The sequence below is a fragment of the Micropruina glycogenica genome, assembly GCF_900289045.1.
Taxonomy (GTDB): domain Bacteria; phylum Actinomycetota; class Actinomycetes; order Propionibacteriales; family Propionibacteriaceae; genus Micropruina; species Micropruina glycogenica.
On the sequence record NZ_LT985188.1, the window covers coordinates 2490039 to 2511154 of the forward strand.

Annotated in this window: 23 protein-coding genes; 12 read left to right on the forward strand and 11 right to left on the reverse strand. The window is 68.9% G+C overall.

Annotation, left to right across the window (positions count from 1 at the left end):
• Positions 1-118 precede the first annotated feature (118 nt).
• Positions 119-1147 (reverse strand): alcohol dehydrogenase catalytic domain-containing protein, encoded by a 1029-nt coding sequence (locus MPLG2_RS11750; RefSeq protein WP_105186286.1) that lies wholly within the window; start codon positions 1145-1147, stop codon positions 119-121.
• A 112-nt stretch (positions 1148-1259) separates the two neighbouring features.
• Positions 1260-1739, reverse strand: coding sequence for an Lrp/AsnC family transcriptional regulator (locus MPLG2_RS11755; RefSeq protein WP_105186287.1), 480 nt, complete (start codon positions 1737-1739; stop codon positions 1260-1262).
• Positions 1740-1838: 99 nt separating this feature from the next.
• On the opposite strand from MPLG2_RS11755, the gene hisC reads away from it, so the two are divergent.
• Together hisC and MPLG2_RS11765 are read left to right on the forward strand one after the other, a co-directional pair.
• A complete protein-coding gene (gene hisC, locus MPLG2_RS11760) occupies positions 1839-2921 on the forward strand; it encodes a histidinol-phosphate transaminase (RefSeq protein ID WP_105186288.1) in 1083 nt (360 codons plus the stop codon).
• Positions 2918-3562, forward strand: a complete 645-nt coding sequence (locus tag MPLG2_RS11765; protein ID WP_105186289.1) for a YitT family protein — start codon at positions 2918-2920, stop codon at positions 3560-3562. Before hisC ends, MPLG2_RS11765 begins: the two co-directional genes overlap by 4 nt.
• A gap of 147 nt (positions 3563-3709) precedes the next feature.
• On the opposite strand, the gene MPLG2_RS11770 is transcribed toward MPLG2_RS11765, so the two are convergent.
• Entirely contained in the window at positions 3710-5200 is a 1491-nt protein-coding gene (locus MPLG2_RS11770; protein WP_105186290.1) for an FGGY-family carbohydrate kinase, read from the reverse strand.
• 241 nt (positions 5201-5441) lie between these two features.
• On the opposite strand from MPLG2_RS11770, the gene MPLG2_RS11775 reads away from it, so the two are divergent.
• Both MPLG2_RS11775 and MPLG2_RS11780 read left to right on the forward strand, forming a co-directional pair.
• The gene (locus MPLG2_RS11775; RefSeq protein ID WP_105186291.1) at positions 5442-6410 is read left to right on the forward strand and encodes an NAD-dependent epimerase/dehydratase family protein; all 969 of its coding nucleotides are present in this window, start codon (positions 5442-5444) and stop codon (positions 6408-6410) included.
• Positions 6411-6545: 135 nt separating this feature from the next.
• Entirely contained in the window at positions 6546-7154 is a 609-nt protein-coding gene (locus MPLG2_RS11780) for a glycosyltransferase (protein WP_158681110.1), read from the forward strand.
• On the opposite strand, the gene MPLG2_RS11785 is transcribed toward MPLG2_RS11780, so the two are convergent.
• The 6 genes from MPLG2_RS11785 to MPLG2_RS11810 all read right to left on the reverse strand — a co-directional run bounded on the left by MPLG2_RS11785 (position 7132) and on the right by MPLG2_RS11810 (position 14420).
• Positions 7132-7827 (reverse strand): TetR/AcrR family transcriptional regulator, encoded by a 696-nt coding sequence (locus MPLG2_RS11785; protein ID WP_105186293.1) that lies wholly within the window; start codon positions 7825-7827, stop codon positions 7132-7134. The two genes, MPLG2_RS11780 and MPLG2_RS11785, sit on opposite strands and share 23 nt — an antisense overlap.
• A gap of 225 nt (positions 7828-8052) precedes the next feature.
• A complete protein-coding gene (locus tag MPLG2_RS11790) occupies positions 8053-9324 on the reverse strand; it encodes a F390 synthetase-related protein (RefSeq protein ID WP_105186294.1) in 1272 nt (423 codons plus the stop codon).
• The gene (locus tag MPLG2_RS11795; protein WP_105186295.1) at positions 9317-10144 is read right to left on the reverse strand and encodes an MBL fold metallo-hydrolase; all 828 of its coding nucleotides are present in this window, start codon (positions 10142-10144) and stop codon (positions 9317-9319) included. The genes MPLG2_RS11790 and MPLG2_RS11795 overlap by 8 nt, the downstream gene beginning before the upstream one ends.
• An 88-nt stretch (positions 10145-10232) precedes the next feature.
• A complete protein-coding gene (locus tag MPLG2_RS11800; RefSeq protein ID WP_105186296.1) occupies positions 10233-11222 on the reverse strand; it encodes a 3-oxoacyl-ACP synthase III family protein in 990 nt (329 codons plus the stop codon).
• A 127-nt stretch (positions 11223-11349) separates the two neighbouring features.
• Positions 11350-14034, reverse strand: a complete 2685-nt coding sequence (gene pulA / locus MPLG2_RS11805) for a pullulanase-type alpha-1,6-glucosidase (RefSeq protein ID WP_105186297.1) — start codon at positions 14032-14034, stop codon at positions 11350-11352.
• Complete coding sequence (locus tag MPLG2_RS11810) at positions 14034-14420, reverse strand: YbjQ family protein (RefSeq protein WP_105186298.1); 387 nt, start codon at positions 14418-14420, stop codon at positions 14034-14036. The genes pulA and MPLG2_RS11810 overlap by 1 nt, the downstream gene beginning before the upstream one ends.
• Positions 14421-14581: 161 nt before the next feature.
• Here MPLG2_RS11810 and MPLG2_RS11815 point away from each other — a divergent pair, with 161 nt between their 5' ends.
• The 7 genes from MPLG2_RS11815 (at position 14582) to MPLG2_RS11840 (ending at position 19343) form a co-directional block, all read left to right on the forward strand.
• Positions 14582-15853, forward strand: a complete 1272-nt coding sequence (locus MPLG2_RS11815; RefSeq protein WP_105186299.1) for a citrate synthase — start codon at positions 14582-14584, stop codon at positions 15851-15853.
• Positions 15850-16470 (forward strand): GNAT family N-acetyltransferase, encoded by a 621-nt coding sequence (locus MPLG2_RS11820; RefSeq protein ID WP_231935640.1) that lies wholly within the window; start codon positions 15850-15852, stop codon positions 16468-16470. Before MPLG2_RS11815 ends, MPLG2_RS11820 begins: the two co-directional genes overlap by 4 nt.
• 57 nt (positions 16471-16527) lie before the next feature.
• Positions 16528-16683 (forward strand): hypothetical protein, encoded by a 156-nt coding sequence (locus MPLG2_RS18510; RefSeq protein ID WP_158681112.1) that lies wholly within the window; start codon positions 16528-16530, stop codon positions 16681-16683.
• A 465-nt stretch (positions 16684-17148) separates the two neighbouring features.
• Positions 17149-18222, forward strand: a complete 1074-nt coding sequence (gene ychF / locus MPLG2_RS11825) for a redox-regulated ATPase YchF (RefSeq protein WP_105186301.1) — start codon at positions 17149-17151, stop codon at positions 18220-18222.
• Positions 18223-18362: 140 nt separating this feature from the next.
• A complete protein-coding gene (locus MPLG2_RS11830) occupies positions 18363-18536 on the forward strand; it encodes a type II toxin-antitoxin system RelE/ParE family toxin (protein WP_269459145.1) in 174 nt (57 codons plus the stop codon).
• Positions 18523-18825 (forward strand): HigA family addiction module antitoxin, encoded by a 303-nt coding sequence (locus tag MPLG2_RS19460; RefSeq protein ID WP_105186302.1) that lies wholly within the window; start codon positions 18523-18525, stop codon positions 18823-18825. Before MPLG2_RS11830 ends, MPLG2_RS19460 begins: the two co-directional genes overlap by 14 nt.
• A gap of 14 nt (positions 18826-18839) precedes the next feature.
• On the forward strand, positions 18840-19343 hold the full coding sequence (locus MPLG2_RS11840; protein ID WP_158681114.1) for an AAA family ATPase: 504 nt from the start codon (positions 18840-18842) through the stop codon (positions 19341-19343).
• A 301-nt stretch (positions 19344-19644) separates the two neighbouring features.
• Here the strand turns inward: MPLG2_RS11840 and MPLG2_RS11845 are convergent, their stop codons facing one another.
• Entirely contained in the window at positions 19645-20064 is a 420-nt protein-coding gene (locus MPLG2_RS11845) for an NAD(+)--rifampin ADP-ribosyltransferase (RefSeq protein WP_105186304.1), read from the reverse strand.
• A gap of 157 nt (positions 20065-20221) precedes the next feature.
• Entirely contained in the window at positions 20222-20416 is a 195-nt protein-coding gene (locus MPLG2_RS11850; RefSeq protein WP_158681116.1) for a hypothetical protein, read from the reverse strand.
• Positions 20417-20519: 103 nt separating this feature from the next.
• On the opposite strand from MPLG2_RS11850, the gene MPLG2_RS11855 reads away from it, so the two are divergent.
• On the forward strand, positions 20520-21044 hold the full coding sequence (locus MPLG2_RS11855; RefSeq protein ID WP_105186306.1) for an AfsR/SARP family transcriptional regulator: 525 nt from the start codon (positions 20520-20522) through the stop codon (positions 21042-21044).
• Positions 21045-21116 lie beyond the last annotated feature (72 nt).

Consider the following 21116-nt stretch of genomic DNA (forward strand, 5'->3'; position numbering starts at 1 on the left):
ACCGATGGGGACGGCCACACGATCGTGGTACTCACCGGCCGGCGGACGGGTGGCGCCACGGCGCGCGTACCCACGGCACCGAGTGCCGGCGTGGTGGGCAAGGGGCGCTGATCGCCGGTCAGGGAGTGACGGCGATCTTGACGCCCAGCCGGTCGCGCACGGCGTCGTAGGCGGCCACGGCATCGTTCAAGTCGAAGCTGTGGGTGACGATCGCGTCGGCGTCGAGCGCACCCGACTCCAACAGCCGCACGGCGGCCTGTACGTCGCGCCGCCGGGCGTTGCTGCCGCCGGTGACGACCAGTTCTTTGTAGTGCAGCAGGTTGACGTCGACCTCGGCGGTGGAACCCTTGGGAAAGCCGGCGAAGAAGTTCACCCGACCACCGGGACGGGCCAGGTCGAGCGCCACCGTGGCTAGTTCGGTGTCACCGATGCAGACTACGACGACGTCAGCACCGAGACCCCCCGTTGCGTCGGCGACGGCCTGTTTCAGCTCGTCCGGCCCCACGGCGAGCGCCCCGAGAGCCGCGGCCGGCTCGCGACGAGCCACCGATCGGTTCGACACGATCACCTGCCCCGCGCCGGACGCCTTGGCCAACTGCAGGTGCAACAGCCCGATCGGCCCGGCACCCAGAATCGCCACCACGTCGCCGGGGTGCACGCGGTACTGGTTCAACGCGTTGATGCAGCACGACAGCGGCTCAGCCAGGGCCAGATGCGTCGGCTTCACCTCGGTGCGGGTGGTGATCAGGTTGCCCTGCGCCACCGCCTGGGCAGGTATCAGGCAGTAGTCGGCCAGGCCGCCGTCGATCTCGTAGCCGATCAACCGCAGGTTCTCGCACAGGTGCTCATAACCCAACAGGCAGGTTCGGCAGTGGTTGCACGACAGCACGATCGAGGGGGTCGCCTGCTGGCCCACGTCGTAGCCGGTGACACCGTCGCCGAGGGCGGCGACTCGTCCGGCGATCTCGTGGCCCATCACCACACCGGGCCGAACCCCCGCGGTCTTGGCGCCGCTGATGATGCGCAGATCGGTGCCGCACAGGGTGGTGGCCTCGACCTTCAGCAACACTTCACCGGGCCCGGGGGTTGGGTCGGCACGTTGCTGAAGCTCGACTCGCCCTGGTTGCACCAGCACCAACGCCCGCATATCGCCTCCTCGCGATCAGGGTCGTCAGTCTAGAACGAAGCCAGGCGTCAGGGCTGAGCAGGATTAGGGGACGGTTCCGTGATCCGAATCAGAGAACCGCCCCCTTGATGGCTCAGGCGCGCTGGTCGGACGCCCGGTGTTCGAGCAGCGGCCTGGTGCGGTTGCCCATCACCTGCGACAGAGAAATCACCGTGTTCGACCGCACCACGCCCTCGATGGCCAGGATTCGGTTGGTGATGCGGTGCAGGTGGCCGGTGTCGCGGGCCACCACCTTGATCAGGTAGTCGGCGTCGCCGGTGGTGGCGTGCACCTCGATCACCTCGGGCACCCGCGCCAGCGCCACGGCCATGCCCTCACCGAGCGCCTGGCTGATCGACAGCGACACGAAACCGACGATCGGGTAGCCCAGGCTGGCCGGCGAGATGCGCTGGCTGAACCCCAGAAACACGCCGTCACGGGTGAGTCGCTGCAGGCGCGCGTGCACGGTGTTGCGCGAGATGCCGAGCACCCGGGCCAACTCGAGAATCGACGCGTCGGAGTGGTCGTCCAAGGCCAGCAGAATGCGGGCGTCCAGGGGGTCGATCGTCGGCATGCTTGACATCTTGTCACCGATCTTCAGTGTGCGAGGGCATTATGCACATGAGAAACCCTTTCAGTTGTGCAGATGTTCGAAGGCTCGCATGATCCTCACATGAGCACAGCACCCAGCACGCCCCGCCTGCGATCGGCGGTCACCAGCCTGGCCCCCTACGTGGCCGGGCGTCGCGCCACGTCGGCAGGGATCGCTCCGCTGGCCTCGAACGAGAGCCATTTTCCGCCCCTGCCGTCGGTGCTGGCGCAGGTGGCTGCGAGCGCCGGGCGCATCAACCGTTACCCCGACAGCGCCGCGGTCGAACTGCGCGAGCGCATCGCCGCCCACGTGGGCGTGACGGCTGATGAGGTGGCGGTCGGCCCCGGCAGCGTCGGGGTGCTGCAACAGATCATCGAGTCGGTCTGCGACGCCGGTGACGAGGTGGTGTTCGCGTGGCGCTCGTTCGAGGCCTATCCGCTGCTGGTCACCCTGGCCGGCGCCACTCCGGTGCCGGTGCCGCTGACCGCCGACGAGGGTCACGACCTGCCGGCGATGGTCGCGGCGATCACCGACCGCACCCGCCTGGTGCTGCTGTGCACGCCCAACAACCCGACCGGCGTGACGATCGCCGGGGCCGACCTCGACCGTTTTCTGGCCGCCGTGCCCAGCGACGTGCTCGTGGTGATCGACGAGGCCTACCTCGAGTACGCCACCGGTGAGCGGCTGGACGCCATCGCTCGCTACCGCACCCACCCGAACGTCTGCGTGCTGCGCACCTTCTCGAAGGCGTACGGCCTGGCCGGGCTGCGGGTCGGCTACGGCATCGCCACGCCCGCCGTGGCCGCCGCCCTTCGCCGCACCGGCGTGCCGTTCGGGGTGAGCAGCATCGCCCAGGCCGCCGCGATCGCGTCCCTCGACGCCGCGGACGAGCTGGCCGGACGGGTGGCTGCGGTGGCCGCCGAACGCGACCGGGTGACGCTCGCGCTGCGCGCTCTGGGCTATGCGGTGCCCCGCTCGCAGGCCAACTTCGTCTGGCTGCGCACCACCGACGCCGGACGCGAGCAGTTGCTGAGCGCCTTCGACGCCGCCGACATTCTGGTGCGCGGCTATGCCGGCGACGGGGTGCGCGTCACCATCGCCGACGCCGCCAGCAACGACCGGGTGATCAGGGTGCTGGCCGGGCTTGCACAGGCGGCGGCATGACCTCGCCCGCACGCGTCACCCGTCCTGCGCAGCCCGAACACCGGCCGCAGACCAAGCACGGCGTCGTCGAGGACGTGCTGGGCCTACTGGTGGGCACGGTGCTGGCGTCGTTCGGCCTGTTTCTGCTGCACTCCAGCAGCACGGTGACCGGCGGCACCGCCGGCCTGGCCCTGTTGCTGAGCTACGCCCTGCCGGTGCCGTTCGGCGCGATCTTCGTGGCGGTCAACCTGCCGTTTCTGATCGCAGCGATCTCACGCAAGGGCCTCGACTTCACCCTGCGCACGCTGCTGGCCATCGCTGTGCTGACGGCCCTGACCGCATTGCACACCGCGGTGGTGCCGCCCTTGACCCTGCCCCCGCTGTACGCGGCACTGCTGGGCAACGTGCTGGCCGGCGTCGGGCTGCTGATTCTGTTTCGCCATCGCGCCAGCCTGGGCGGTTTCAACATCGTCGGGCTGATCATGCAAGAGCGGCGCGGCATTCCGGCCGGCTACGTGCAACTGGTGCTCGACCTGATGGTGCTGCTGGCCTCGCTGATCGTGCTGCCGCTGCCACTGGTGGCCGTTTCGGCGCTGGGTGCGGTGGTGCTCAACGTCGCCATCGCGCTCAATCACCGGGCCGACCGCTACACCGGCTGGTGAGCAGCCACCCATTTCATGTGCGGCACGAGATCCCGGCGTGCGCCGGGATGACGGTGGGTGCGCCGGGATGACGGTGGGGTCACAGGGGCACGTCACTTCCGTCATCCCGGCGGGCGCCGGGATCTCAGAACGCACAGCCGAAGGACATCACCCCTGCTGGATCGCCGCCAGTTTGTGCTGCAACTCGACCGTGGCCGGGTGCAGGTGCCGGTAGATGTCGTACAACTCGTCGTAGCGCTCTTGGTTGTCGGGGTTGGGTTCGATGGTTCCCACTCGCGGCGACCAGTCGGCGTCTTCATCGATGAAGCCGCCGGCCACCCCGATCAGCATCGCGTCGCCGTAGCAGGCGCCCACCGACTGCTCGGTGATCTCTTGGGTGAGCCCCGTGATGTCGCTGATGATCTGCGGCCACAGCCCGCCCTTGGTGCCGCCACCCACAGCGAACGCCTTGCGCCCCGAGCCGCCCGCGTCGTGCATGACTTCGAGCACGTGCCGTGCGCCGTAGGCGGTCGCCTCCATCAGCGCCCGGTACAGGTGACCGCGGCCGTGGTTCAGGGTCAGTCCGATCACCGTGCCTCGGGCGTTCGGGTCGAGCAGCGGCGTCCGCTCACCGGCGAAGTAGGGCAGGATCACGAGCCCGTCCGAACCGGGAGCGACCGCCTCGGCCTCTTTGCTCAGCTCGCCGAAGTCGGTGTTGCCGCAGACGTCGCGCAGCCACTTGGTGAGCGACCCGCTGGTCGCCATGCCGGACGCCAGGTTGTAGGTGTTCTCGAACAGGTGCGCGTTGCTCCACAACTGGGCCGACGGCAGTGATTCGTCGGTGACCAGCACGATCGACATCGTCGAGCCGTAGATCACCACCGCGTCGCCCGGCTTGCGCACCCCCACGCTCATCGCGTCGGCGAAGCTGTCCATGGTGCCGGCCGCCACCGGAATGCCCTCGGGCAGGCCGCTGCGCTGCGCACCCTCGACCGTGATGTGCCCGATCACCTCGGTGGGCCACTTCAGCTCGGGCATCGGCAGCCCCGGCGCGATGTCTTCGACCCACTTCTTGATCCAGCGGTTCTTGCCCACGTCGTACAGCGGCTCTGAGTAGCTGGCCGAGATGTGGTCGAGGTAGTACACGCCGGTCAACCGGTGCGCCAGAAACGTGTGCGCCATGAAGAAGTACCGGGTGCGGTCGTAGATCTCGGGTTCATGCCGGCGCAACCACAGGATCTTGGCGCCGATCGATTGCGCGTTCAGCGGGTTGCCGCACCGCTTGGTGATGCGGCTCTCACCGAACTTCTCGGTGAGCTCGTGCACCTCGGCCATGGCCCGGGTGTCGATGCCGTACAGAATGCCCGGCCGCAGCGGTACGGCGTTCTCGTCGGCGGGCAGAAAGCACGGCCCGATGCCGCTGATCGCCACGCCGGCGATCTCACCCTCACCGTCGGCGGCGGCCACGAGTTCGTCGCAGATGGCTTTGAAGTCGGCCCACCAAACGGTTTCGGCGTCGTGCTCGGCCCAGCCGTGTCTGGGCAGCGACAGGTGATGCGGTTGCTCCGAGAGCGCCACCACCTCGCCGTTCAGCCGCACCAGAACGCCCTTGGACGAGCCTGTTCCGATGTCGATACCGACCAGCAGTTGTTCGGCCATGAGATCACCCTTCGCTGCGTGACGCTTCCGGTTCGGTCGAACCCAGTGTCGTGCGTCTGAGGTGACTTGCACAGGTGGCGGTGTTCAGGGGCGCGCACCGCAAGGCCGACGAGGCAGGTGCACCGGGCCGTCCATCGACGAAGCAGAACACCGCGCAGTGGGTGCCTGGACGCCGCCACCTGCCAACTGACTCGGACCCATCACACTGGGGCAGGAAGTGGCACCGGGCTAGGGTCTGGGCATGCGCATGCTGCTCACCGGAAGCAACGGCTTCGTGGGCGGCCACATCGCCGCAGCGGCTCGCCGACGCGGTTGGACGGTGCTGGGCCTGGGTCGCCAACCGGCGCCGGCAACGGCGGTTGATCAATATGTGCGGCACGACCTCGGCGAGCCGCTCACGCTGAACGAAGCGGTGGACGTCGTGGTGCACTGCGCCGCCCTGGCCTCACCGTGGGCCCCTCCCGAGGCCTACCAGCGAGCCAACGTCGACGCCACCCGCAACGTGCTCGATTGGGCCGAGGGGCACGGCACCCCGCCGGTGCACTTCGTCTCGTCGTCGAGCGTGTTCTACACGGCCGCCGACCAGTTGAACCTCACCGAGCAGTCGCCGATTCCGGCCCCGGCCGACCAGCTCAACGCCTACTCGCGTACCAAGCTGGCCGGCGAACGGTTGGTCGGGCGGTACCCGGGCGCCTGGAGCGTGCTGCGCCCGCGGGCGGTGTTCGGCCCCGGTGACACCGTTCTGCTGCCCCGGGTGGTGGCCGCCGCCCGAGCCGGACGGCTGCCGCACTTCGTGCGCCGCGACCGGGCACCGGTGCTGGTCGATCTGACCCACGTCGAGGTGGTGGCCGGCTACGTGTGCGAGGCCGTGGCGCGCGGCGTGACCGGACCGGTCAACCTGACCAACGGCGAGCCGGTGCAGTTGTACCCGTTTCTGTTCTCGCTGCTCGACGACCTCGGGGTGCCCAGGCCGCGGCGTCACGTGTCGGTGGGGATGGCGATGGCGCTGGCCCGGGCGTCCGAGATGGTGTCGGCCCGACTGATGAACTACGCCGAGCCGCCGATCACCACGTTCGGGGTGGCGATGTTCGCCTACTCGAAGACGTTCGACATCACCCACTGCCGGGCCCTGCTGGGTGAGCCGGCCATGAGTATCGAAGCCGGCCGCCGCGACCTGGTGGCCTGGTGGCGGAGCAACGGTGTGGGCTAGATCGATCGCCTGGGCGCTCGTCGGTGGCTATGCCGCACTCAGCGCGACTCGCATCGCACTGGCGGTGCGCAACTGGCGAGGGGCCGCAGGGCACGAGGCGACCGAGCCACCCGAGCAGACCCCCGGGGGATCACAGTGCTACAGCCGATTCTGTCGGGCGATCCGGCGCTGCCCCGCGTGCTGGCCGAAAACCTGGCCAACCAGCCGTCCGCCCGGTTCATCTGGCTGGTGGACGCCGACGACCCCGAGGGCCTGCGCATCACGACCGAACTGGCCGACGGCAACCCGCGGGTCGAGGTGCTTCATTGCCCGCCCTGCCCGCCGCTGACCAACCCGAAGGTGTTCAAGCTGGCCCTGGGCGAGCCGCACTGCACCGACCTGGTGGCGGTGCTCGACGACGACACGGTGCTGCCGCCCGGCGCCCTGGACAGGGCCCGCGCTGCGCTCAGCGAGGCCGACCTCGCCACCGGGCTGCCCTGGTACGACAGCGGCGTCGGCCCCTGGAACGCGCTGGTGGCGGGCTTCGTCAACGGCAACGCCCTGGTGACCTACTTTCCGCTGCTCGGCAACCACGGGCCGGCGGTGCGGGTGCGAACCCTGCGCGAGGCCGCGATCGCGCTCCCGCGCGCGCTCCGTCTGCCCAGGGCTCCGCTGCAACGCTTCGCCGCCATGGTGGCCGCGAGCGACCCGCTGGCCGCCGCCGAACGGACGCTGGCCCAGGTCACGTCCGATCGTGCGAGCTAGTGGGTGCCAGTACCAGTCGCTCGGTGGCCGCCACCATGGCCTCGAAGTAGGCGTCGGGTTCGGTCATGCCGGGCATGCCGATGGGGTTGAGCAGTTCGTCGTACAGTGCGCCGTCGAGCAGGTGCCAGGCCGCCAGGCCGGCCAGCACGGTCTGCTCGCTCACCTCGACCCCGGCGAGCCGCAACAGGTTCGGCAACCCGGGCACGGCACATGTCGCCGGGTCGAGCAGGGGGTCGGGCACCTGGCCCGCCGCCTCGGCGTCGGCGCCCAGGCGCAGCAGCAGCACGTGCAGGGCGTAGTGCTGGTCGGGCCTCGGGTGGCGCTGGGTCAGCACCGTGTTCTGAATCAGCTTCCACTCGTGCCGGTGGGCCAGGGTCCAGTCGCGCATCGTGTAGGCGAAGGCACGCCAGCGGCCGGCCAGGTCGGCGCGCGGAACGGCGTCGTGGGCCGCTTGAATCGACGCGGCCAGGTCGGCATGGGCGTGCTGCACCAGCAGGTCGAGCAGGTCTTCGCGCTTGGTCACGTAGCGGTACAGGGCGGACGGCACCAGGTCGAGTTCACGCGCGACGCCGCGAATGGTCAGCGCGTCCGCACCGCCCTCGGCGAGCAGTCGCTGGCCGGCCGCAATGATCGCGGACTCGGTGGTGTCGCGGTGCTCGGCACGTGTCGGCATGTCACATCACTCCCAAGTAGTGAACACCGTTCTTGCATTGTGCCAGGATGGGTGAATAATGGAAACGCTAACAGAGAACATCGTTCGCTGTTCGGCTCGGGGGGACGTTGGGCACCCGGGGGGTGTGCTCCAGGCGGGCCAGAACGCGACATCGCATCTGCTGGTCGGCCCGGGTTGTGGTGACGCAGCCCGGGCCCAAGATCTTTGGCTTGTCGCCAACCCCGATCACCGTTCGCGGCGCACTCGACGTCGCTTGTCGATGCTCGATTCCACCGGCCACGGCCGGCCACTGATGGCCGGCTCGGCGAACCCGCGCGAGCGCAGCAGGCGTTGCAGCGCCCGATGCGCCGAGGCCTGCGCGTTCGAGGGCCGTACCGCCAACCCCAGGCTGCCGTCCAGGCGCTGCACCAGGCGAAAGTCGTGCACCCCCGGCGCGGCCAGCACCGCGTTGCGCACGAAGTCGGCGAACAGGGGCCGCGTGGCGCCCGCCTGGTCGGGCAGCCACAGCACGTCGTCGGCCCGGCCCTCCACCCTGGCCACCGTGGCGAACGCCGACCCGCACGGGCAGTCGGGCACCCCGGGCAGCAGTACGTCGTTCAACCGGTAGCGAATGATCGCCTGAGTGGTGCGGTACAGGTCGGTGATCACCGGCGTGAAGCGTCCGGACGACTGGTCGATCACCTCACGCTCGACGTGCACCAGGTCTTCGTTGAGGTGCAGGATGCCGTGCTCGCAACTGATGCCGAGAAAGCCCTCGGTGGCCTGGTAGATCTGCCGCGCGGGGCACCCGAAGCCGGACGCCACCCGCGAGGCCACGTCGTCATCGAGCACGTCCGCGATCGAGTAGATGGTGTGCGGAGCGAGGTCGGGCCTCGACACGCTCGACCGACGGGCGGCCAGGTCGTCGAGCACCTGAGGGGGCGCGGCCAGCACGGTGGGCGCGAAGGCTTGCAGACGCTCGGCGATCGCATCGGGCGGCAGCGCGAGATCGACGTAGCAGAACGTGATGCGTCCACCGTGCACCGCCTGGTACAGCGGGCCGCCCGAGCGCAGCACCAGCGCCACCCGGGCAGGTTCGCGCAGGCTGGGCAACGCCTTGGCCAGCATGACGCCGGCCCAGCGGGCCTGCTCGGCTGGGGTGGTGAGAAAGACGCCCTGCTGCCCCGACGTGCCCGACGACAGGCCGATCGACACGCCTTTCAGGGTGGCCTCGAAACTCCGATCGGCCTCGGCCGCGCGGGCCGCTGCCAGGCATTGGGCCAGGTCGAGGCCGCGGTCGTTGAGCCCGTCGAAGTGCCGCAACCAGGTGGCCTTGTCGAGCACCGGAAAGTCGGCCAGCGACGTGCCGGCGGCAGCGTAGAAGGGGTAGACCCGGCGGGCGCGGTTCAACACGTGCTGCAGCCGCCGTTGCTGATGCCGCTCGAGTTGCGCGCGGGTGCCGAAGCGGCGCGACCGGGTGGCCAGCGCGGCAGCCAGCACCCGCCAACGGTCAACCACCGACGTACCCTCGGGCCTCGGCGATCGATGCGGTGCAGTGCGACGGCACGATCAGCAGGTGCGGATGCTCCGCGTGCAGCCTGGCCAGTTCGGCCACGATCGCTTCGTAACGCTCACGGTCGGCCCGCAGCACCCGTAACGGCAGTTCGCCGTGGGTGAAGGCGCGGCGATGCCAGACGGCGTCACCGACCAGCAGCAGTCCGTCAGAACCTTCGGCGGGTAGCCACAACCCCAATTGGCCGGGTGTGTGCCCGGGCAGCCGCACGACCAGCGCCGAGTCGTCCCCGAACAGGTCGTGGCCCACCTCAAGCAGCCCGCCGAGCCCGGTGCTTCGCAGCGCAAGCTCGTCGAGGCTCAGCAGGCGCTGCTCGGCGTCGGCCGGCAACAGGTCGGGCACCAGCGCGTGCGCCGCGTTGCGCCACGCCGAGCGTTTGCGCCAATCGGGCGGCAGTTCACCCGGCCCCACCACGATGCGCGCGTCGGTGAAGTCCAACAGACCGGCGACGTGGTCGCCGTGCAGGTGCGACAGCACGATCAGCCGCACGTCGCCGGGGGCGAGGTCGCGCTCGGCCAACTGGGCGAGCACCGAGTCGGCCGGGCCGCAGGTCACCGGCAGCAGCCGGGCGTACAGCTGGTAGGGCCAGCGCGCGGTGGCGGTGTGAAACCGTGGTGCATAACCGGTGTCGTACAGCACCACTCCCCCGTCGGGGTGGTCGAGCAACGCCACCAGCGACGGAAACTCGATCGATCGCCACGCTCCGCCACGGCGCACGAAGCGCTCCAGTTGCACGCAGTGGCCCGCCACCAACAGCTCAGTCATCCAGAGCCCACCGTGCGTTGGTCGAGCCTGTCGAGGCCCCCGGGCGGTGAGCAGGTCGGGTCGGCAGCTGCAGAATCCATCGGGCCTCCTAGAACCTCAGCACTGCGGCACCGAACATCAGGCCCGCACCGGTACCGATCAGCAGGGCCAGATCGCCGCGGCGCAGCCGTCCGGTCTCGACCGCAGCGGCCAGCGCGGTGGGCATCGACGCCGACACCTGGTTGCCGCGCTCGGCCAGCAGGTCGACCACCGACTCGGGCCGCACCCCGAGTCGTTCGCGCAAGAACCGCAGGCCCAGCGCGCTGGCTTGGTGCGGCACCACGACCGCGACCTCGTCGAGTGTCACTCCCGCCTCGTCGAGCGTCTCGGCCAGAAACGCCGGCATGGCTCTGGCCACGAGTTTCATCATGCCCAGGCCGTCCATGGCGAACAGGTAGTCGGAGGCCTCGGGCGGCGGCGTGACGGTGTTCCAGCGAGTGCCGCCGGCCGGAATGCGGCACAACTGCGCCGCACTGGGGTAGGTGCGCAACCGCAACGACAGCAGGCTCGAACCCTGCCCCGCGGGCCCGACCACCGCGGCCGCCGCCCCGTCGCCGAACAGCGCGCTGGATTCGAGGTCGGCGTGGTTGAGCCCCTTCGACGCCACGTCGACGGCCACGACACCGACCCGGTGCCACATTCCGGCACCGATGCCGAAAGCGGCCTGCTGCACACCGGTCAGAAAGCCCAGGCACGAGGCGTTCACGTCGAACGCCTGCAGCGCGCCGTCGGCGGCGCCCAGCCGACGTGCGACCAGTACCGCCGTGGTGGGCATGGGTTGTTCTGGGGCTACGGCCGCCACGATCAGGGCGTCCAGATCGTCGATCACCAGGCCGGCCCGCCGCAGCGCCTGATCGAGCGCCGCCGCAGCCATGCTCACCGACGAGTCGTGGGGCCCCACCCACTGTCGCACGCTGACACCCGACCGGGCCTGTGTGGTGCCGGGGGTGCGTGCGTACCGCTGGTCGAGTTCGGCCGAGGTGACCCGCACCGCCGGGGTGTGACTGCCCACCGACAGCAGGCGAACGGGCAGCGGCATGCCCGGAGGCTAGCGCACGCGAACGAGAGCTGGACGTCGGCTCCCCCACCGCCGGTGGAGTGGCTCGAGATCCCGGCCGGGTGTCGACAAGCCCGACCAACGTTGCGAGCTCAACCGGCGCAGCGACTCAGCGGGGTTCGACGAACACCGCGAAGCTGCGAGCCGGCACCGAGGCCCACTGGCCCTCGACCCGGGCCCGTTTCACCACCGGGTCGTGGCCGCCGGCCTGCACGGGGTGCAGCACGAACCGGCTGCTCAGGCCGGGGATGCGCAGCCGAACCGCGATCGGGGTCCCGTTGAACACCGTGACCAGGCCCGTCCACTGCTGCTGCACCGGCTCGCCGGCGCGGTCGTCGATGCGCATGACGATCACACCCGGGGGCTGATGGGCGGTGTTGCTCACCGGAAAGGTAACCTTGGTGCGCACTGCGTGCCCTGAAGCGAGGCGAAACAGCCTGGTCGACGCCCGCAGCCGCAACAGTTCGAGGGCCGCGAGGTGCGCCTGCTCGATGTAGAAAGGGGACGGCTTCTGCGCCGGGTCGGCCAGAAACGGCTGAAAGTAGCTCCACTTCGGGCCGTTGTCGTCGTGCGGCGGCAGGCCGGCGCCGAAACCGTTGTCGGTCATCGTCCAGTCGAGAAAGTTGAACCAGTCGCCCGAGTTGTACGAGTTTCGGTCAAGGCTCTTGCTGCGCAGAATGTCGGTGCCCGCGTGCCACATCACCGGGGCCTGGCCCAGCGTGGCCAGCGCCAGGCACAGCGTGTTCATGCGCACCCGCTCAGCCATCGGGGTGTCGGGGCGCAGCTTGAGGGTGAGGGCGTCGAACAGGGTCTCGTTGTCGTGGGCGTCCACGTAGTTGATCGTCTCGTCGGGCTCGGCGGCGTAGCCGGCGGGCTGGCCGTTGTACTCGAGCTCGTCGCCCCGCACGAACGCGTGGCGGCTGTTCGACGGCAGCCAGTAGTCGCGCAGGTTGCCGGTCAGGCCCAACTGAATCAGGTCGGTGTCGAGATTCAGCCGGTCGTGCTGGGTGTAGCCGTCGCCGTTCACCCACGCGTCGTTCGAAGCAGTGAAGAGGCCGGTGCCGAAGCCCTGGCCGCGCGGATCGTCGTCGAACGGCCCTCCCCCACGGACGGCGTCGCGCAGCCGGTCGTTGAAGGTGCCGATGCCGGTGCCGGCCAGGTTGCCCTGCCGCGCCTGCACGAAGCGGGCGTCGTTGGCCACCTCGCCGAAGTTCCAGCCCTCGCCGTAGATCGTCACCTGGGTGCCGTCCACGCCGTCGATCTCGGGCGTGAGCGCATCGAGCGCGGCGCGCACGGCAAGCATGTTGGCCCGGCTGTGATGACCCATCAGGTCGAACCGAAAGCCGTCGACCTTGTAGTCGCGGGCCCAGAGCACCACCGAATCGATCATCAGCTTCTGGGCCATGGCGTGCTCGGTGGCCACGTTGGGGCAGCAGGTGGAGTGCTCGGTGAACCCCAGCGGGTTGAGCCGGTGGTAGTAGCCGGGCACGAGGCGGTCGAGCACCGACTTGGTGTTCTGGCCGAAGCTCGCGGTGTGGTTGAACACCTGGTCGAGCACCACCCGCAACCCCATGCCGTGCAGTGCGCCCACCATGGTGCGAAACTCCGTCACCCGGCCCGACCCCTCGGCGCTGGCCAGGCTCGAGCAGAACGACCCCTCGACGGCCTGATAGTGCCACGGGTCGTAACCCCAGTTGTAGGGGTTGCCCACCACGGTCAGCCGAATCAGCCGCTGCTGGGTGGGACTGTCGGGCGGCAGTGATCGCAGCTGGGCCTTGGCCGGCGGCTGCTGCCGGTCGCGGCTCTCTTCGACGGTGGCATTGTCGAACACCGGCAGCAACTGCACCGTGTTCAGCCCGGCCGCGGCCAGCCTGCTCAAGTGCCGGGTGCCCTGGCTGTCGCGGGCGAAGGCGAGAAAGCTCCCCCGCTCGTCTTCGGGCACAGTCTTGTCGTTGATCGAGAAGTCACGCACGTGCAGTTCGTAGATCACCTGGTCGACGGCGTGCTGCAGCCGGGGCGACGGGGCGTGACTCCACTGGGCGGGCATCAGGTCGGGGTCGTCCAGGTCGACGATCACCGAGTGGGTCGAGTTCACCGTCAGCGACACCGAGTAGGGGTCGGTGACCTGGTTGGTGACCACGCGCCGTCCGGACGGCGCGAACACCGCCACCTCCCACCGGTAGCGCGCCCCGCGCCAGTCGGGAGCGCCGGTGACCGCCCAGCAGCCGTCGGGTTCGCGGGTTGCCGGCAGCGGACGGCCCGGTGCGTGCAGGTCGTCGCCGACGCACCACAGCCGCAGTCCGGCCTGACGGGCCGTGGGCGCCCACACCCGCAGGGTCGGCACATCGCCTGCCCAACTCACGCCCAGTCGTGCAGCGGTGGCCGCGGCGTACAGTTCGTCCAGCACACCGGGAAGTTGCAGAGAGCCGGCGTTCACCAGCCGTCCCGAGGGCGCGTGCAGGCTGAGGGCCACCTGACCGCGCAGAATGTCTTCGGCGATGGCCGCCGTGGCGGGCATCAGCCGCAGAGCCAGGCAGCCGCCCAGATGTGGCCGCTGCGCCAGCACCGATTCGGGGAAGCCCTCGGGGTCGAGCCGCAGGTCTGCGGTGTTCCAGTTCACCGGTTCGCGGGCGGCGGGATCGATGCCGCCGTCGGGCGACCAGTGCAGTCGCCAGTCGAGTGCGTGCGGATCGACGCCGACGGGCACCGCGTCGACCGGCCAAGCGATCAGCCCACGCGACACCCAGTGGCCGGGGGCCAGGGTGAGGTCGGGTGCGCCGATCAAAGTGCGCATCAGCGCATGATGCCGCGGGCCTTGGCGTCGGCGATGGACTGCGGGGTGGCCCCCGGCTCGCCCTCGGCGATCGGTACGACCGCCACGGCAGTGCCGTAGCAGCAGACCTCTGAGAACTGGGCCGCGATCTCGCCGGTGTCGAAACGGCAGCCGATGATGGCGTTCGCACCGCGCTGGGTGGCCTGCTCCCACATGCGCGACATCACCTGCTGACGCGAGTCGTAGACCAGTTGGGTGTATTCGCTGACCTCGCCGCCGCCAATCGCACGAAAACTCGCCACGAAGTTGGCCCCGATGTTGGCCGACCGGACGGTCATGCCCATCACCTCGCCGAAGACCGCCTCGATGCGGTAACCGGGAATGTCGTTGGTGGTGACGATCAGCATTGACTCATCGTAGACGTCGGGCGAGCGTGCCAGCGACGCGTGTCGCCGTGCGGCGCCGGCTGAGAACTGCGGTTGCGAGCACGCCGACCCACCCGTGCGTGCTGGGTCTCAGCAGTCGGCTGACATACGGCTGTAAACCGGGTCGGGTTAGTGTGCCCACCATGGCGGATTCGTTGCAGATCAGCACCGGAGAGGTCACAGCCGACCTCCCGATCAGTGAGGGGGCCATCCGGGCGACCGGATTGGCGGCGGTCGAGACAGACCGCGGACCCCTCACGTCGTACGACCCCGGCTTTGTGAACACGGCGGCGTGCCGCAGTTCGATCACCTACATCGACGGCGACGCGGGCATTCTCGAGCACCGGGGTTACCCGATCGAGGAACTGGCCGAGAAGTCGTCGTTTCTCGAGGTGGCGTACCTGCTCAGCAACGGCGAGTTGCCCACCGAGGCCCAACTCACCGAGTGGGAATACCAGGTCAACCGGCACCGACTGGTGCACGAGAACGTCTACGACATCATTCAGTCGTTCCGCTACGACGCGCACCCGATGGCCAAGCTGATGGCCGGCGTGGTGTCGCAGATGACCTTCTACCCCAGTTCACGGCGGCTGAGCGAACCCGAGTCGCGTGAGCTGAATGCGTTTCGGCTGCTGGGCAAAATGCCCACGATGGCGGCGGCGACGTTCCGGCACTCGATCGGCCGGCACGCGGTCTACCCCAGCGACGAACTGGGCTACGTCGAGAACTTTCTGGCCATGCTGTTTCAGTCGCAGCAGCGGGTGTGGCGGGCCGATCCGCGGCTCGTGCGCGCGCTCGAGGTGCTGTTCATTCTGCACGCCGACCACGAGCAGAACTGCTCCACCACCGCGGTGCGCACCGTGGCGTCGTCCGGCAACGACGTGTACACCGCGGCCGCGGCCGGTATCGGCGCCCTGTTCGGCCCGCTGCACGGCGGCGCCAACGAGGCGGTGCTCAAGATGCTGCGCGAGATCGGGTCGCTCGACCGGGTGCCCGAGTTCATCGAGGGCGTCAAGAACGGGCGTGGACGGCTGATGGGCTTCGGTCACCGGGTGTACAAGAACTACGACCCGCGGGCCAAGGTGATCAAGAAGGCCGTCGACGACGTGTTCGAGGTGCGCGGCATGAACCCGCTGCTCGACATCGCGGTCGAACTGGAGAAGATCGCGCTCAACGACGAGTACTTCGTGAAGCGCAAGCTCTACCCCAACGTCGACTTCTACTCGGGTCTGATCTACGAGGCGCTGAACTTTCCCACCGAGATGTTCACGGTGTTGTTCGCCGTGCCCCGCACGGCGGGCTGGATCGCGCACTGGACCGAGCAGCTCACCGACCCCGACCAGCGCATCATTCGGCCCAAGCAGCTCTACACCGGCTATGAGCGGCGCGAGTACGTGCCGATGGCGGATCGTTGACCCAGTTGTGGGTCGGGCCGGTCACCCTGACAGGGTGGGGTGTTCGGCTGGTTCCGTTGAAGGCCGAGCACGCGCCGGGACTGGCGGCGGCGGCCGCCGACGGCGAGTTGTGGACGCTGCGGGTCACCAGCGTGCCCGCTCCGGGCGACGAGCCGGCCTACATTCACACGGCGCTCACCACGCCTGACCGGGTGCCGTTCGCGGTGCTCGACGAGGCCAGCGGGCTGGTGCTGGGCAGCACCAGCTACCACGACATCACTCCGGCGGTGAAGCGGCTCGAGATCGGTTACACGTGGTACGGCGCCAGCGCCCAGCACAGCCACGTGAACACCGCGTGCAAGCTGCTGCTGCTCACCCACGCATTCGAGGTGCTCGGCGCGGGTGTGGTCGGCTGGCGCACCGACAACGAGAACTACGCCAGCCAGCGCGCCATCGAACGGCTCGGCGCCACGCGCGACGGCGAACTGCGGCATCACCTGCGGCGACGCGACGGGTCGGTGCGCAACACGGTGATGTACAGCATGCTGGCGAGCGAGTGGCCGGCTGCTCGCGAGCGGCTGACCGAGCGAATCGGACGTCCACGCGACCCAGCGTCGATCACGCCCCCAGGGGCGTAGCGCCACCTTCTCCAGCGAGCGACAGTGGAGGCACCACCGTGCGAAAGGTTGCCGACCATGAGCCAGCAGAGCGCCGAACGTCCCCAAAGTGAAGCCGTCGATCCCGAGCAGCTGTCCGACGACGGCGCCGGCCTGGGCATGGGCGAGAAGAACACCTTCGAGCCCGAAGAGGAGCCGGACGCCGAGGTCGAGGCCGACCCCGAAGACACGTAGCTCGAACGTCGGATTCGGGGCCCCACGCTCAACGTAGCTGCCTTTGTGACACGTAGCTGCCTGCGTGCAGGCAGTCAGGTGTCAGAAAGGCAGTTACGTTGCCGTGAGGGCTGTCGGACGCCCTCGGCGCACTACGCGTCATGCCGCGCGACCTGCCGTCATCGGCGCTGATGCGTCATGGCCGCGTGATGCGTCATCGCGGCGGACGCCGGCATCTCGTCAGCCTCATCGCCACGGTCAGTACCCGTCATCCTGGCGGACGCCGGGATCTCTGTCGGGGACGGCTCGACGCCGAGCGAGGTCACCTGATCCCGCTGAGGTCCGCCCGTTCCCTCTCTGCCTGGCGTTTCAGCGATGAACTGCGGCGTCGGCCCGAGCGGTGCATGAAAGCACCCGACTATGCGCATTCGTTTCACCGACACCCTCGATTCGTGCCGCCCCGACGTGCCCCCGTAACCTGTCGGCGTGGCTTTGACAATCGGCATCGTCGGGCTGCCCAATGCGGGCAAGTCCACCCTGTTCAACGCGCTCACCCGCAACGAGGTGCTGGCGGCGAACTACCCGTTCGCGACCATCGAACCCAACGTGGGGGTGGTCGGGGTGCCGGACGAAAGGCTGCCGCAGCTGGCGAAGATCTTCGGCTCGCAGGCGATCATTCCCGCCACCGTGTCGTTCGTCGACATCGCCGGCATCGTCAAGGGCGCTTCCCAGGGCGAGGGCATGGGCAACGCGTTCCTGGCCAACATCCGCGAGGCGGACGCCATCTGCCAGGTCACCCGGGTGTTCCGCGACCCCGACGTCACCCACGTGGACGGCGCGGTCAACCCCGGCAACGACATCGACACGATCAGCACCGAGCTGATCCTGGCCGACCTGCAGACGCTCGAGAAGGCGCTCCCCCGGCTGGAGAAGGAGGCCCGGCTCAACAAGGACCGCAAGGCGGTGCTCGACGCGGTCACCGAGGCCCGCGACGTCCTCGACTCCGGACGCGGCGTCTTCGCCGCCGGTCTCGACCGCGAACCGCTCAAGGAACTGTTCCTGCTCACCGCCAAGCCCTACATCTACGTGTTCAACTGCGACTCCGACGAGCTCACCGACACCGCCCTGCTGGAGAAGATGCGCGCCCTGGTCGCGCCGGCGGAGGCGATCTTCCTGGACGCCAAGATCGAGTCCGAACTCGTCGAGATGGAGCCGGACGAGGCCCGCGAGTTCCTCGAGGAGATGGGCATCGGCGAGCCCGGTCTGGACGTCCTGGCTCGGGTCGGCTACGAAACCTTGGGCCTGCAGAGCTACCTCACCGCAGGCCCCAAGGAGTCGCGCGCCTGGACGATCCGCAAGGGCGCCACCGCTCCCGAGGCGGCCGGGGTGATCCACACCGACTTCCAGAAGGGCTTCATCAAGGCGGAGATCGTCAGCTTCGACGACCTGGTCCGGCTGGGCGGCATGCAGCAGGCCAAGGCGGCCGGCAAGGTGCGCCTGGAGGGCAAGGACTACGTGATGGCTGACGGCGACGTGGTCGAGTTCCGATTTAACGTATAGCGTTATTGACGAATCTCGTTATATCCTGGCCCCCTGATCAGGTCGTTCGGCGACAAGAAGACCGAACGGCTGTGGCGTCGCGAGCGCGTGCAGTCCATTGATCCAGGATCCATCGCGTCGCACTACGCAAGCTTCGTCAGGTGGGATCGGCGGAGGTCCTGGAGGACCTCCCTGCCCCGCCCGGCAACCGGCTCGAGGCTCTCAAGGGTGATCGGGCCGGACAGCACAGCATCAGGATCAACGACCAGTGGCGGATCTGCTTCATGTGGACCGACGCCGGACCGGAGGAGGTGCAGATCGTTGACTACCGCTGACAGGATCGAACCGATCCACCCGGGCGAGGTCCTCATGGAGGACTTCATCGAGGGATTCGGCATCACGCAGAACAAGCTGGCGGTGTCGATCGGGGTGCCGCCGCGGCGGATCAACGAAATCGTGCACGGCAAGCGAGGCATCACGGCGGACACCGCGCTGCGCCTTGCGAAGTACTTCGGGACCTCGGCGGAGTTCTGGATCAACCTGCAGAGCCACTACGAGCTGGCCCGCGCGGAGGATCTCGCGGGCGAGCAGATCGCGTCGATCACCCCGTTCAGCGTCGCTTGACCGGGCATCTCATCGTGATCTCCGGTCTGCCCGGGGTCGGCAAGACGAGCATCGCCGAGATCATCGCTGCGCGCACTGGGTCGGTCCACCTGTCCATCGATGCGGTCGAGGAGTCGATCCTCGCCTGCGGCCTGCCCTCGGGGTGGCAGGTCGGCGTCGCTGCGTACGAGGCTGCGCGTGCGATGGCGGAGCAGAATCTGCGGCTCGGCCACGATGTCGTCGTCGATGCGGTCAACGACAGCGAACCGGCTCGGCAGACCTGGCGTAGTGCGGCCTCGCGAACGGGTGCACATCTCGAGTTCGTGCACCTCGTGGTCTCCGATGGGCAGGAGCATGAGCGGCGGCTCAACGGCAGGGATCGTGGCCTCGTCCACGTCGGCGAACCCACGTGGGCGGACGTGCAGCGCCGTCGCACCGAGTACGCCGCGTGGTCCGATGAGGTTCTTGAGTTCGACACCGCGGGACGGACTACCGACGAGGTCGCGCTGCTACTGATCACCCGCTTCAGCAAGAGCTGAGCCGACGTCACCGCTGATGGTCTCTTCGTGCCGGAACTCGGTGGAGTTCAGGTTCACCGTATAGCGCTACCGGCCGCAGTACCGCGCTGGGCATCGGATCGTTGCGGTCACGCCGCCGGACACGTCGTGACCAGCTCTCGAGCCCAAATGCGCCGTCGGCGCGACACCAAGGGCCTTCCCACGCCGGCACCGCCCTGATCGACCGTGGCCGGACGCGGAACAGCCATCGGTGTTGGGCCCGATCACGGGAGACCACGACCGCTTGAGCGCATTGGCGCCCGGTTCGATCAGCGAGGGGCGATCAGTTGATGATCTCGGCGTCGTTCTCGAGCAGGGTCGCCTTTTGCCGCCGCCAGGTCTCGCGCACCTCGGGCGTCAACGGCGTCCAGTCGTGGATCTCCTCCACGACGATCATCGGTGCGACGGTGCGGAACGAGCGGGTCGGGTTGCCGGGGAACTTCGTGTCGGTGACGTTGGGATCGTCCTCGTACTCTCCGCTGGGCTCGACGCGGTAGACGTGCGGTTCGGCGTCGCCCGGCGCCAGCATCACGGCGATCTCGGCAGCAAGCCCCGCGCCGTCGCGCAGGGCGGTGAAGTAGACGTGGTTCATCACCACCTCGGGGCGGTAGTTGGATCTGTGCCCGGCGGTGAGCAGATCGCCCGGCGTCAGCTCTGCCCTGGTGCCGTGGAAGAAGGGCCCTGCGTCCATGTCCGGCGACATCGCACGATGATCGCACACCGCTGATGGACGCGTCCGGACCTTCCGCGTTCTCACTGGACAACCCCTTGTGAGGCGCGGTTCGCGGTGATCAGTGGGCAGCCTGAGCCAGCCTCGACGTCCCGCCCCGGCACCCGGCCTCCCCCAACAAGGGCGGGTCTCACCAATCATGGATCGGGCACACCGAGCCGCCTGCCGCGACGGCCCGCTTGTGGGTTTCGATCGTGTCCTCGTAGAACTCGCGGGCCTCCTCGACCCCTGCGGGCGTGAAGCCGCGACCCACAGCCAGGCACTCCTCGAAAGAATGGCCCTGGATCGCCCGCGCCATCAGCGACCCCACCTGGTCATCGCTCAATGCCATCTCACCCTCCACTCATCACGGTAGGCGTCGGGTCTGACAGTTCTCGGCGCAGCCGACCCTTCGCCGGGGGCCTAGTGTTCCGTCATGGAACTGCGGGTTGTGGGGCGACGATCCGCCGCCGAGCGCAGAACGCACCCTGCGCAGCTATGTGTCGCGGCTGCGGAGCGCGACCGGTCCGTCGATCGTGGCCTCCGCGGGCGGCTTCACGCTGCGCACCACCACCCTCGCGGTGGACGCCGCCGATTTCGAATCCGAGGTGTCCGCGGCGCGGCTGCAGGAGCCGGCCGAGGCCGCGCGCACGTTGGACGCGGCTCTGCGGCGCTGGCGCGGGGACGCCTTCGGCGCCCTCGCCGAACTGGACGCCGTGGCCGCCGCCGCGCGAGCGCTGGAGCAACGCCGGCTGGGCGCCCGGCATGACCTCGCCGAGGCGCAGCGACGCAGCGGCGACCTCGGTGCGGCCGTCGCAAGCGCCGAGGCGCTGCTGGCGGAGTCGCCCCTGGACGAGGGCGCCTGGGAGACCCTGATCCGCGGCCTGACCGGCGCCGTCGAAGATCTTGTCGGCGAACAGCTCGGTGCTGAGCGGAGAGTCGAGTTCGTGGGTGGTGGTCATGTCACCTCCTGAAGTCGGTGTAGCGACAGCATGCGGACGTCGCATTGCAGCGGCGATGCAGCCCGGATGCATGAGCCCCGACCG

Coding starts and splice junctions, on each gene's coding strand:
- MPLG2_RS11750 (WP_105186286.1), bottom strand. CDS start 1,147: ATGCGGGCGTTGGTGCTGGTGCAACCAGGGCGAGTCGAGCTTCAGCAA.
- MPLG2_RS11755 (WP_105186287.1), bottom strand. CDS start 1,739: ATGCCGACGATCGACCCCCTGGACGCCCGCATTCTGCTGGCCTTGGAC.
- hisC (WP_105186288.1), top strand. CDS start 1,839: ATGAGCACAGCACCCAGCACGCCCCGCCTGCGATCGGCGGTCACCAGC.
- MPLG2_RS11765 (WP_105186289.1), top strand. CDS start 2,918: ATGACCTCGCCCGCACGCGTCACCCGTCCTGCGCAGCCCGAACACCGG.
- MPLG2_RS11770 (WP_105186290.1), bottom strand. CDS start 5,200: ATGGCCGAACAACTGCTGGTCGGTATCGACATCGGAACAGGCTCGTCC.
- MPLG2_RS11775 (WP_105186291.1), top strand. CDS start 5,442: ATGCGCATGCTGCTCACCGGAAGCAACGGCTTCGTGGGCGGCCACATC.
- MPLG2_RS11785 (WP_105186293.1), bottom strand. CDS start 7,827: ATGCCGACACGTGCCGAGCACCGCGACACCACCGAGTCCGCGATCATT.
- MPLG2_RS11795 (WP_105186295.1), bottom strand. CDS start 10,144: ATGACTGAGCTGTTGGTGGCGGGCCACTGCGTGCAACTGGAGCGCTTC.
- MPLG2_RS11800 (WP_105186296.1), bottom strand. CDS start 11,222: ATGCCGCTGCCCGTTCGCCTGCTGTCGGTGGGCAGTCACACCCCGGCG.
- pulA (WP_105186297.1), bottom strand. CDS start 14,034: ATGCGCACTTTGATCGGCGCACCCGACCTCACCCTGGCCCCCGGCCAC.
- MPLG2_RS11810 (WP_105186298.1), bottom strand. CDS start 14,420: ATGCTGATCGTCACCACCAACGACATTCCCGGTTACCGCATCGAGGCG.
- MPLG2_RS11815 (WP_105186299.1), top strand. CDS start 14,582: ATGGCGGATTCGTTGCAGATCAGCACCGGAGAGGTCACAGCCGACCTC.
- MPLG2_RS18510 (WP_158681112.1), top strand. CDS start 16,528: ATGAGCCAGCAGAGCGCCGAACGTCCCCAAAGTGAAGCCGTCGATCCC.
- MPLG2_RS11845 (WP_105186304.1), bottom strand. CDS start 20,064: ATGTCGCCGGACATGGACGCAGGGCCCTTCTTCCACGGCACCAGGGCA.